This is a genomic window from Streptomyces mangrovisoli (assembly GCF_000974985.2).
Classification (GTDB): domain Bacteria; phylum Actinomycetota; class Actinomycetes; order Streptomycetales; family Streptomycetaceae; genus Streptomyces; species Streptomyces mangrovisoli.
In genome coordinates this window covers 19963-30516 of the sequence record NZ_LAVA02000052.1, presented here as the reverse complement: position 1 = coordinate 30516, position 10554 = coordinate 19963, and the positions used below count along the sequence as shown (strand labels likewise).

The 10554-nt window shown below is 72.3% G+C and carries 10 protein-coding genes and 1 tRNA gene; 8 read left to right on the top strand and 3 right to left on the bottom strand.

Going from position 1 to position 10554, the window contains the following annotated elements:
• Nucleotides 1–4 precede the first annotated feature (4 nt).
• Entirely contained in the window at nucleotides 5–889 is an 885-nt protein-coding gene (locus tag WN71_RS22200; RefSeq protein ID WP_046591185.1) for a DUF4429 domain-containing protein, read from the top strand.
• Nucleotides 890–1225: 336 nt separating this feature from the next.
• Here WN71_RS22200 and WN71_RS22195 read toward each other — a convergent pair whose 3' ends face one another.
• A complete protein-coding gene (locus WN71_RS22195; RefSeq protein WP_046591186.1) occupies nucleotides 1226–2791 on the bottom strand; it encodes a purple acid phosphatase family protein in 1566 nt (521 codons plus the stop codon).
• A 165-nt stretch (nucleotides 2792–2956) separates the two neighbouring features.
• On the opposite strand from WN71_RS22195, the gene WN71_RS22190 reads away from it, so the two are divergent.
• Nucleotides 2957–3214, top strand: a complete 258-nt coding sequence (locus WN71_RS22190) for a hypothetical protein (RefSeq protein WP_046591187.1) — start codon at nucleotides 2957–2959, stop codon at nucleotides 3212–3214.
• 118 nt (nucleotides 3215–3332) lie between these two features.
• Nucleotides 3333–5150 (top strand): glutamine--fructose-6-phosphate transaminase (isomerizing), encoded by a 1818-nt coding sequence (gene glmS / locus WN71_RS22185; RefSeq protein WP_046591188.1) that lies wholly within the window; start codon nucleotides 3333–3335, stop codon nucleotides 5148–5150.
• A gap of 108 nt (nucleotides 5151–5258) precedes the next feature.
• Here glmS and WN71_RS22180 read toward each other — a convergent pair whose 3' ends face one another.
• Entirely contained in the window at nucleotides 5259–5825 is a 567-nt protein-coding gene (locus tag WN71_RS22180; RefSeq protein ID WP_046591189.1) for a GPR1/FUN34/YaaH family transporter, read from the bottom strand.
• Between the two features lie 154 nt (nucleotides 5826–5979).
• Nucleotides 5980–6507: a universal stress protein gene (locus tag WN71_RS22175; RefSeq protein ID WP_046591190.1), complete on the bottom strand. Its 528-nt coding sequence runs from the start codon at nucleotides 6505–6507 to the stop codon at nucleotides 5980–5982.
• A gap of 473 nt (nucleotides 6508–6980) precedes the next feature.
• Here WN71_RS22175 and WN71_RS22170 point away from each other — a divergent pair, with 473 nt between their 5' ends.
• From WN71_RS22170 to WN71_RS22150, 5 genes are all read left to right on the top strand, one after another.
• Complete coding sequence (locus WN71_RS22170; RefSeq protein ID WP_046591191.1) at nucleotides 6981–7304, top strand: hypothetical protein; 324 nt, start codon at nucleotides 6981–6983, stop codon at nucleotides 7302–7304.
• Nucleotides 7305–7689: 385 nt separating this feature from the next.
• Nucleotides 7690–8952, top strand: a complete 1263-nt coding sequence (locus WN71_RS22165; RefSeq protein ID WP_046591192.1) for a helix-turn-helix domain-containing protein — start codon at nucleotides 7690–7692, stop codon at nucleotides 8950–8952.
• 147 nt (nucleotides 8953–9099) lie between these two features.
• On the top strand, nucleotides 9100–9702 hold the full coding sequence (orn, locus tag WN71_RS22160) for an oligoribonuclease (protein WP_079178023.1): 603 nt from the start codon (nucleotides 9100–9102) through the stop codon (nucleotides 9700–9702).
• Nucleotides 9703–9820: 118 nt separating this feature from the next.
• Nucleotides 9821–9893 (top strand) — tRNA-His (locus WN71_RS22155).
• 65 nt (nucleotides 9894–9958) lie between these two features.
• Nucleotides 9959–10507, top strand: coding sequence for a GNAT family N-acetyltransferase (locus tag WN71_RS22150; protein ID WP_046591194.1), 549 nt, complete (start codon nucleotides 9959–9961; stop codon nucleotides 10505–10507).
• Nucleotides 10508–10554: the final 47 nt, after the last annotated feature.

The following is a 10554-nucleotide window of genomic DNA, read 5'->3' as shown; positions in this document are numbered from 1 at the left end:
ACCCATGGCCGAGATCCTCCAGCGGGACGGCGCGTGGGTGCTCCACGGCGACGCCCTGCGGCTGACGCCCGGCCGGCACCGGAGCGTCAGCCCGTTCCGCCGGACCCTGGGCGAACTGGACGTACCACTGCGGGCACTCGCGGGGGTCTCGTTCGAACAGGGCCGGCGGGCCGGGCGGCTGAGGCTGCGGCTGCGCGACGGCGCGGACCCGCTGCTGCACGCCACCGGCGGCCGGCTCGGCGCGGGCGACGACCCCTACCGGCTGCTCGTGGACGCCGACCGGTACGGCGTCGCCGGATATGTCGCCGAGGAGGTGCGCGGCGCGCTGCGGCTCGACGCGCCACCGGCCGAACCGGTGGCCGCCTGGCTGCTGCCGGGGCCCGCGGTGCCGGTGTCGGCGTCCGCCGGGGACGGCACCGCGAGCTTCGACGGCGAGCGGGTGCGCCTGGAGTGGAACCGGCGGACGGAGGACGCCAAGGCCGCGGCCGGCGCCCGCACCCTGCCCGTCGCGGACATCGCCGCGGTGGAGTGGCGCCCGGCGACCGGGCCGGCGAACGGCTTTCTGCGCTTCACCGTGCGCGGCGCGCCGTGCGGGGCGCCCCCGAGGTACGACCCGCACGCCGTGGAGCTGTGGGGCTTTCGCGGGGACCCGCTGACGGCGCTCGTCGCGGCGGCCGTGCGGGCACGGCTGCCGCACCCGCGGGCGGCGGGCGGCCCCGGGGCGGCTCCGGCCTCGAAGGTGCCCGCTCAGGCCGCGCGACCGCCCGCCGGAGACGGCCACGACGCGCTGCTGCGACGGCTGCGCGAACTGGGCGAGCTGCGCCGCGCGGGCGTCCTGACGGACGCGGAGTTCACCCTGGCCAAGCGGGCGGTGCTCAGACGCCTGTGAGGACGGGCGACCGGCGGCTGCTGCCTCGGAACGGTGGACCCCGCCCGGGCCGGCCGCGGGGCGGTGGAGGGCTGGTCGCGCAGTTCCCCGCGCCCCTTTCGGGGCACGGCTGCCCGGGCCCCTGAAAGGGGCGCGGGGAACTGCGCGACCAGCCCCCACCGGCCCGCAGGGTGATTGATCAGGGGCGCGGGGAACTGCGCGAACGGCCCGACCGCCCCCGCGGAACCCGCCCGCGCGGGGGCCGCGGGCGGGTCCGTCGGGGGCGGCGCGTGGTGGTACGGGCGGCCCGGCGGGCGCCGGAAGGCGCGGCCGGGCCGCCCGTGTGCGTCGCGCCGCCTACTTGGCCTTGCGCGCCACCGTGAAGTGGTCGATGCGGTCGCCGGTCTCGGCGATGCCGGAGACCACCAGCTTGGCGTAGTGGCCCCGCGGCGCCGGCTCGACGTCCACGCGCAGGAACGAGTAGTTGAGGTAGCGCACCCGCGACCAGGTGACGGTCTCGTTGACCTTGCCGTCCTTGGTGTTGATGAAGGAGGCGACGGAGTCGACCTCGTTCAGGTGGCCCTCGTAGGAGTCCGGCGCGGTGAACGCGTACAGGCTGCGGCCCGCGGCGCCCGCCGTGACGTACACGGTGCCCTCGGTGTCCGAGTAGGCCGTCTCGCCGATCGGCAGCTTCTTGACGACCTGGTTGCCCTTGATCACGTCGGTGCGCTCGTACTGGTGGTTGTGGCCGTTGATGACCAGGTCCACCGAGTACTTGTCGAACAGCGGCACCCACTCCTGGCGCACGCCCCCCTCCGAGGCGTGCGCGGTGGAGGTGCAGTAGGCGCAGTGGTGGAAGAAGACGACGACGAAGTCGATGTCCTTCGACGCCCGGTACTTCTTCAGCTGGCCTTCCAGCCACGTGGTCTGGGTGCCGCCGGAGATGCCGAGGTTGGCCGGGATCTCGAAGGACACGTCGTTCGGGTCCAGCGAGATGATCGCCGTGTTGCCGTGCACGAAGGTGTAGACGCCCGGCAGGTTCTTCTTGTCCGGCCCGTTGTCGGGGAGGGTGAAGCGGGCCTCCTCGCCGCCGTAGCCGTTGGGCGAGTACCAGGCCTCCATGTCGTGGTTGCCGTAGGAGACCATCCACGGCACGGACTTGGCGACCGACTCGGTCTGGGCGAGGAACTGGTCCCACACCCGCGAATCGAAGCCGGTGTCGGCGGTCTTGCCGGCGCCGGACGGGTCGGCGTAGGCGATGTCGCCGGCGTGCAGGTGGAAGGTGGGGTTCTGGCCGAGGATCAGGGCGTCGTTGGCCAGGCCGTGGTAGCTGACGCCCTGGTCGCCGAAGGCCGTGAAGGTGAACGGCTCCTTCGAGGAGGGGGCGGTCGTGAAGGTGCCGAGGGTGCCCAGCAGGTGGCGCTCGGCCGGGTCGAAGCCCGCGTGGCCGACGCCGTAGTAATACGTCTTGCCGGGGCGCAGGTTCGTGAGCTTGGCGTGCAGGTAGTACTGGTAGTGGTCGGCGCTGGCACCGACACCGGCCGGGGTGTAGAGGGTGCGGACCTCGGCGGAGATCTTGCGGGAGAGGTCCCACGGGGAGGCGCCGATCCGGATGAACGGCTTGTCCACGACGACGGGGACCTGCCAGGAGACGGTGATCTCCGTGCGCGGGTCGCTGCCGTAGGCGAGGTGCCGGCCGAAGGGGGCGACGAGGGCGCCGTCGACCTTCTCGGACGAGGTGGCGGTGGACTGGGTGGGCACCGCGGCCTGGGCGGTACCGCCCGCCACGAAGGTGCCGCCCGTGACGGCGCCGAGCGTCACGGCACCGCCTCTGATCATCGTGCGCCGGGAGAATCTGGCGCGCAGGTACTCATGCTGCTCGGCCATGCTCATGCGCTCGGCGAGCTGGTCGGGTACGCCCATGCGAGGAATGTCCATGGCGTCTGAAACTCGTCTACGCGGGCAACGTGGCGCAGGACACGGGATGGACATTGCGCGAACAGCACCTCATGAGAGATCCAACAGCCCCTTGCCCGGAATCGGGCAGGATTCTTGCGAAACCGGGACCGGTGCCTCAGGATCTACCGAGTGCACGACGAACTCCTCGATCATCTGACGCGGTCCACCGCCCTCACCCGGGGCGAGGCACTGCGCGTGGTCCAGGACGTGCTCGCCTTCTTCGACGAGACGACGGAGGCGTACGTCCGTCGCCGCCACCGCGAACTCCAGGCACAGGGCCTGGTCAACGCGGAGATCTTCGGACGGATCGAGGCGGACCTGAGATACCGGGCGGTGGCGCCGCCGGAGCTCACGCTCCGGCAACTGCGCCGCATCGTCTACGGCTGAGCCGCAGCCCAAGAGCCGGAAGAACACCGGAAGCACCGGAAAGGCCGGAAGCACCGGAAGCACCGGAAGACATCGTCCACGGCGGGGCCGTGGTGCCGAGAGAGCTGGATACCCATATATGTGCGGAATCGTCGGATACATCGGGAAGCGTGACGTCGCCCCTCTGCTGCTCGAAGGTCTGCAGCGTCTGGAGTACCGCGGCTACGACTCGGCCGGCATCGCCATCACCTCCCCGAAGACGCCCGGCCTGAGGACGGTCAAGGCCAAGGGCCGGGTGCGCGACCTGGAGGCCAAGGTCCCCGCCCGCTTCAAGGGCACCACCGGCATCGCCCACACCCGCTGGGCCACCCACGGCGCCCCCTCCGACGTGAACGCCCACCCGCACCTGGACGCCGAGGGCAAGGTCGCCGTCGTCCACAACGGCATCATCGACAACGCCGCCGACCTGCGCCGCAAGCTGGAGGCGGACGGCGTCGAGTTCCTCTCGGAGACCGACACCGAGGTCCTCGTCCACCTCATCTCGCGCTCCCAGGCCGCGACCCTGGAGGAGAAGGTCCGCGAGACCGTGCGGCTCGTCGAGGGCACCTACGGCATCGCCGTGCTGCACGCCGACTTCGCCGACCGCATCGTGGTGGCCCGCAACGGCTCCCCCGTCGTCCTCGGCATCGGCGAGAAGGAGATGTTCGTCGCCTCCGACATCGCCGCGCTGGTCGCCCACACCCGCCAGATCGTCACGCTCGACGACGGCGAGATGGCCACCCTCAAGGCCGACGACTTCCGCACCTACACCACCGAGGGCACCCGGACCACGTCCGAGCCCACCACCGTGGAGTGGGAGGCCGCCTCCTACGACATGGGCGGCCACGACACCTACATGCACAAGGAGATCAGCGAGCAGGCCGACGCCGTCGACCGCGTGCTGCGCGGCCGTATCGACGAGCGCTTCTCCACCGTGCACCTCGGCGGCCTGAACCTGGACGCCCGCGAGGCCCGCCGGATCCGCCGGGTCAAGATCCTCGGCTGCGGCACCTCGTACCACGCCGGCATGATCGGCGCGCAGATGATCGAGGAGCTGGCCCGCATCCCCGCGGACGCCGAGCCGGCCTCGGAGTTCCGCTACCGCAACGCGGTCGTCGACCCCGACACCCTCTACATCGCGGTCTCCCAGTCCGGCGAGACGTACGACGTGCTGGCCGCCGTGCAGGAGCTCAAGCGCAAGGGCGCGCGCGTCCTCGGCGTGGTCAACGTGGTCGGTTCGGCGATCGCCCGCGAGGCGGACGGCGGCGTCTACGTGCACGCGGGCCCCGAGGTCTGCGTGGTGTCCACCAAGTGCTTCACCAACACCACGGTCGCCTTCGCGCTGCTCGCGCTGCACCTCGGCCGCACCCGCGACCTGTCGGTGCGCGACGGCAAGCGGATCATCGAGGGCCTGCGCAAGCTGCCCGCGCAGATCTCCGAGATCCTGGAGCAGGAGGCGGAGATCCAGAAGCTGGCCGAGCAGTTCGCCGACGCCCGCTCCATGCTCTTCATCGGCCGGGTCCGGGGCTACCCGGTGGCCCGCGAGGCCTCCCTGAAGCTCAAGGAGGTCTCCTACATCCACGCCGAGGCCTACCCGGCCTCCGAGCTCAAGCACGGCCCGCTGGCCCTGATCGAGCCCGCCCTGCCGACGGTCGCGATCGTCCCGGACGACGACCTGCTGGAGAAGAACCGCGCCGCCCTGGAGGAGATCAAGGCGCGCAGCGGCCGGATCCTCGCGGTGGCCCACCGGGAGCAGGAGAAGGCGGACCAGACCATCGTGGTCCCGAAGAACGAGGACGAGCTGGACCCGATCCTCATGGGCATCCCGCTCCAGCTGCTCGCTTACCACACGGCGAAGGCGCTGGGCCGGGACATCGACAAGCCCCGCAACCTGGCGAAGTCCGTGACCGTCGAGTAGCGGATTGCGCGACCGGAGTGCGAACGGACCCTCGCGTGTGCCACCTGACACGCGGGGGTCCGCCGCTGTTCCGCCGGAGGCGCCCGGCGCCCCGGCGTCGGCTGCCGTTCAGCCGGTGGCCGTCACCCCCCGGCCGGCAGCGCGACGGGGCAGGGCCGTCGGCCAGTGCGCGAGCGACGCGGTGGCCGCGTACCAGGCCACCGCTCCCGCGGCCACGGCGACCCAGCCGCCGATCTTCGCCAGGGAGCCGTTGTCGGCGAACTGCGCGATCGCCAGCAGCACCAGGGCGGCGAAGAACAACCCGTAGGTGCCCTGTGTCAGTTGGTCCCCGCCCGCCAGGGTGAGGGTCAGCGCGACCAGGGCGAAGAGCAGCAGGAACATCCCTGCCGCGTTGGCGGATGCGGTGGTTCCGGCACCGACGGCCCAGGTGAACCAGAGCGCGCCGAGGGCCGCGTAGGCCGTACCGGTCGTGGTGTCCCGGTCGCGGAACGCGAGCAGACCGGCGACGAACAGAGCAACTCCGCCCACATAGTGGGCCAGTGACACGGCGTCGGCGGCCGATACGCCGTCGATCACATCCGTGTATCCGAAGCCGAAGGCCAACAGGGTGATTCCCAGGGCGAGTCGGCCGACGACGGTGGTCGTGCTGCTTCCCGCGGAGACGTCGTTGTCCACGGCGGGCTCCCTTCCTGCATGTGCGGTCGTGCGGTGAGCGATATATGCCCTGACTTCACAAGGGCACAAACACGCCCGCGCACGCGCGGGCTCACCCGTCCGGGAAAGGGGCTCCACCGCGCCCGGCAGCCAACCTGCCTGGGCGAACGCGGAGTTACGGAATGACGACGACCGGGCGCTGCGCGCGCTTGGCGAGCCGCCCCGCCACGGAGCCGAAGATGCGGCCCACGATGCCGTGCGTCGAGCCGACGACGATCGCGTCCGCCCCGTACTCCCGCCCCACCTCTTCGAGTTCGTGGCAGATGTCGCCGCCGCGCTCGACCAGGATCCACGGCACCTCGGAGAGGTAGTCCGCGCAGGCGAGTTCGAGGCCGAGCACCTCGGTGCGGTGGTCCGGCACGTCCACGAAGACGGGCGGCTCGCAGCCCGCCCACACCGTGGTGGGCAGCCGGTTGGCCACATGCACGATGATCAGGCCGGAACCGGAACGGTGGGCCATGCCGATCGCGTAGGCGAGGGCACGCTCACTGGAGGTCGAGCCGTCGAAGCCGACGACCACTCCGTGCAGGAATGCGGGATCGCAGGAAGGGCGCGCCTCTTCCGCCGCCAAGGGGTCGGACGCCGTGGGATCGGCGACCCGCCGCTTGCGGTCCGCGGGTTCGAAGAATTCGTGACCGGCCATGGGATTCTCGGCGTTTTGATCCTCGTGGGTGGGGACGACAGTGTGCGGCGGAGCTGTGTCCGGGAATCATCTTCCCAACCCCATACCCGCAAGGGTACGGCGGCACGCCTCCTTAAGCCCAGACCTCGCGCTCCACCGGCTCGCGGCCGAAGCCCGTCGGGGCACACCCGTCCGCGAGGGTTCCCCGGAGCATGCACGAGGGGGCGCCCGTCACGCAATGGTTGCTGCCTCGTACAGGCGGTTTGCACAGCGTTCACTTACCGGAGGCACGTGCTCCGCACGCCCCGCGACGCGCGCCCCGCGGCGCCCCGCCGCGCCGCCGGGGGTACTCCGCCGCCCTTTCCCGGGCCATCCTGTCCCCCTCCGGGACCCGCGCCCCGCTCCGCCGTCCGGCCCCGCGCCCGGGCACGCACAGTGACCGACCGGTCGAACGGCCGTTGAACCCGGGGAACCCCCGTCGTGAGGAGCACGCCATGTCCGGACCCCGCCCCTCCCCCGAGTCCCACCCCGGCAAGGAGGCGGCGACGGACGTGGTCCGCTGGGCGGCCTTCAGCTGCGTCCTCGTCCCGGTGGTCCTCGTCTGGTACGGCACCTCGCTGGCCGGGGCCACCGGGACGGCGCTGGGCCTGGCCGCGGTCACCGCCGCCTGCCGGGTGCTGCTGCGCCGCTCCGAGCGCGGCGCGGCCCGGCCGCTGCCCGACGACGCGGTGCCGGCGCCCCGCGGCCGGCACCACCGGGGCACGGTCGGCGCCCACCGGGGCGGGCGGCGCACGGAAGGGCATACACCGGTCGACTGACCGGTTTCCGCGCACGCGCCCGTATCTTTTCAGCCAACTTCACGCCACCGCGCATCCCCTACCCCTGACACCCCCCAACCCCCGTGCCACCTGCGGGAACAGAGTCCGCGAGGGCCCACGCACCCTACGTGGATTGGCCACTGCCACGAGGCGCACTTCCCTGCACGGCCCACGAGTGCAACGCTTCGTGATCGAATGCTTCACGCCAAGTTGCCATGTCGACAATGAGCCGGGTGGCGAACTGGCCACGCCGGCATCACGCGACACAGTAGATTCGATCTTGACTGTTACGGCGGGGGACTCGTGCAGGACCGAGGGGAAACGTGTTGGAGCGACAGACCCGAAGGGATCAGGGCGCCGCGACCACCGAGGGGGGCTTAGCAGGATGAGCCACGACTCCACTGCCGCGCCGGAAGCCGCGGCCCGGAAGCTTTCCGGGCGACGCCGCAAGGAGATCGTCGCGGTGCTTCTGTTCAGCGGCGGCCCCATCTTCGAGAGTTCCATACCGCTGTCGGTGTTCGGGATCGACCGCCAGGACGCCGGCGTGCCGCGCTACCGACTGCTGGTGTGCGGCGGTGAGGAAGGCCCACTGCGGACCACAGGGGGCCTGGAACTCACCGCGCCGCACGGCCTGGAGGCGATCTCGCGGGCGGGCACGGTCGTCGTGCCCGCCTGGCGTTCGATCACCTCGCCGCCACCGGAGGAGGCGCTCGACGCGCTCCGCCGGGCCCACGAGGAGGGCGCCCGCATCGTCGGGCTGTGCACCGGCGCCTTCGTCCTCGCGGCGGCGGGCCTGCTGGACGGCCGCCCGGCGACGACCCACTGGATGTACGCGCCGACGCTGGCCAAGCGCTATCCGTCGGTGCACGTCGACCCGAGGGAGCTCTTCGTCGACGACGGGGACGTCCTCACCTCCGCGGGCACCGCGGCCGGAATCGACCTCTGCCTGCACATCGTGCGGACCGACCACGGCAACGAGGCGGCCGGCGCGCTGGCCCGCCGGCTGGTCGTCCCGCCGCGCCGGACGGGGGGTCAGGAACGCTACCTGGACCGCTCTTTACCCGAGGAGATCGGCGCCGACCCGCTCGCCGAGGTCGTCGCCTGGGCGCTGGAGCACCTGCACGAGCAGTTCGACGTCGAGACGCTGGCGGCGCGCGCCTACATGAGCCGGCGCACCTTCGACCGCCGCTTCCGGTCGCTGACCGGCAGCGCGCCGCTCCAGTGGCTGATCACCCAGCGGGTGCTTCAGGCGCAGCGCCTGCTGGAGACGTCGGACTACTCCGTGGACGAGGTCGCGGGCCGCTGCGGCTTCCGCTCGCCGGTCGCCCTGCGCGGGCACTTCCGCCGCCAGCTGGGCTCGTCGCCCGCCGCCTACCGGGCGGCCTACCGGGCGCGCCGCCCGCAGAGCGAGCGGCCGGGCGACTCCGACGGCACGGCCACGGCGGGTCCCGGTGCTCCCGGTGCCCTCGGTGGCGGTGCCGGGCTGCCGACCCCGCTGCACCCGGAGGGTCCGGTGCCGCACCAGGCCCGCCGTACGGCGGCGGCGAGCGCGGTGGGCGCGCCGGCGCACCTGTCGGCGGCGCTGGACGGCCGGGACCCCTATGTCCCGACCAGGGCCAGCCTGCCGGGGCAGCGCAGCGGAGCATGACGTGAGGAACGCGGGGGTGACGGCCGGTGCGCCGCCACCCCCGCGCCCGCACACCGGGCTCGGCGAGGGTGTCCCGGCCGTCCCTCGCGCCACAAGGTCACCGCACGACCGGCCCGCCTCGCCCCACCGGGCCGTAAGGTGAGACACATGAACGATCGCATGGTGTGGATCGACTGCGAGATGACCGGCCTCTCGCTGTCCGACGACGCGCTCATCGAGGTGGCCGCCCTCGTCACCGACTCCGAGCTGAACGTACTCGGCGAGGGGGTGGACATCGTCATCCGCCCGCCGGACGCGGCGCTGGAGACGATGCCGGAGGTGGTGCGTCAGATGCACACCGCGTCGGGGCTGCTCGAGGAGCTGGCCGGCGGCACCACCCTGGCCGACGCCGAGGCGCAGGTCCTCGCCTACATCCGCGAGCACGTCAAGGAGCCCGGCAAGGCGCCGCTGTGCGGCAACTCCGTCGGCACCGACCGCGGCTTCCTGCTCCGGGACATGCCGACGCTGGAGGAGTACCTCCACTACCGCATCGTCGACGTCTCGTCCGTGAAGGAGCTCGCGCGGCGCTGGTACCCGCGGGCCTACTTCAACAGCCCGGAGAAGAACGGCAACCACCGGGCCCTCGCCGACATCCGCGAGTCCATCGCCGAGCTGCGCTACTACCGCGAGGCCATCTTCGTGCCGCAGCCCGGACCCGACTCCGACACCGCCCGGACGATCGCGGCGAAGCACGTCGTGCCCGCGCAGTAGCCCGCCGCGCACCGGCGCGGCGGCCCCCCGGAAAAGGCGTGCGCGAGCACCCCTTCGGACCCTGTACACTTTTTCTCGGCCGGTCGGAGAAGGCAGTAGCCGAACCGAAGCGGTCATGGTGGGTGTAGCTCAGCTGGTAGAGCACCTGGTTGTGGTCCAGGATGCCGCGGGTTCGAGTCCCGTCACTCACCCTGAGTAGTCAGCCGGTGACCTCGATGCAGATCGAGGTCACCGGCTGATTCGTTTTCCGGAGGAGGTGGCCGCCCTGCGCGCCGTGACCGTCGGCACGGAGACCGTCCGCACCGCCCGCCTCGACCTCGTCCCGTTGCGCCCCGCGCACGCCGACGAGATGGCCGCCGTACTCGGCGACCCGGCGCTGTACGCCTTCACCGGCGGCGCGCCCCTCTCCCGCGCGGAACTTCGCGCCCGTTACGAGCGCCTGGCCGCCGGGTCACCGGACCCCGGCGTTCTCTGGTGCAACTGGGTGCTCCGGCTGCGCGCGGACTCCCGGCTCGCCGGCACGGTCCAGGCCACGCTGGTGCCCGCGCGGGACCTCGCCGAGATCGCCTGGGTCGTCGGGACCGCCTGGCAGGGCCGGGGGCTCGCCACCGAGGCGGCCCGGGGGCTCGTCGGGCGGCTCGCCGCGCACGGCGTCCGTACGGTCGTCGCGCACGTCCACCCCGCCCACCTGGCCTCCGCCGCCGTGGCCGCCGCGGCCGGGCTCACCGCGACCGACGAGGAGCAGGACGGCGAGGTGCGCTGGCGGCTCGACCTGCCGGCCGGGCCGGCCGCCGACGCCGGCTGAGTCGGTGCAACGGCTCAACTTATTCACCGGGGCAACCGGCGCTTAGA

Excerpts from the sequence above, each read along its gene's own strand:
- WN71_RS22175 (WP_046591190.1), bottom strand. The coding sequence starts at position 6,507 with ATGGCCGGTCACGAATTCTTCGAACCCGCGGACCGCAAGCGGCGGGTC.
- WN71_RS22195 (WP_046591186.1), bottom strand. The coding sequence starts at position 2,791 with ATGGGCGTACCCGACCAGCTCGCCGAGCGCATGAGCATGGCCGAGCAG.
- orn (WP_079178023.1), top strand. The coding sequence starts at position 9,100 with ATGAACGATCGCATGGTGTGGATCGACTGCGAGATGACCGGCCTCTCG.
- WN71_RS22170 (WP_046591191.1), top strand. The coding sequence starts at position 6,981 with ATGTCCGGACCCCGCCCCTCCCCCGAGTCCCACCCCGGCAAGGAGGCG.
- WN71_RS22200 (WP_046591185.1), top strand. The coding sequence starts at position 5 with ATGGCCGAGATCCTCCAGCGGGACGGCGCGTGGGTGCTCCACGGCGAC.
- glmS (WP_046591188.1), top strand. The coding sequence starts at position 3,333 with ATGTGCGGAATCGTCGGATACATCGGGAAGCGTGACGTCGCCCCTCTG.
- WN71_RS22165 (WP_046591192.1), top strand. The coding sequence starts at position 7,690 with ATGAGCCACGACTCCACTGCCGCGCCGGAAGCCGCGGCCCGGAAGCTT.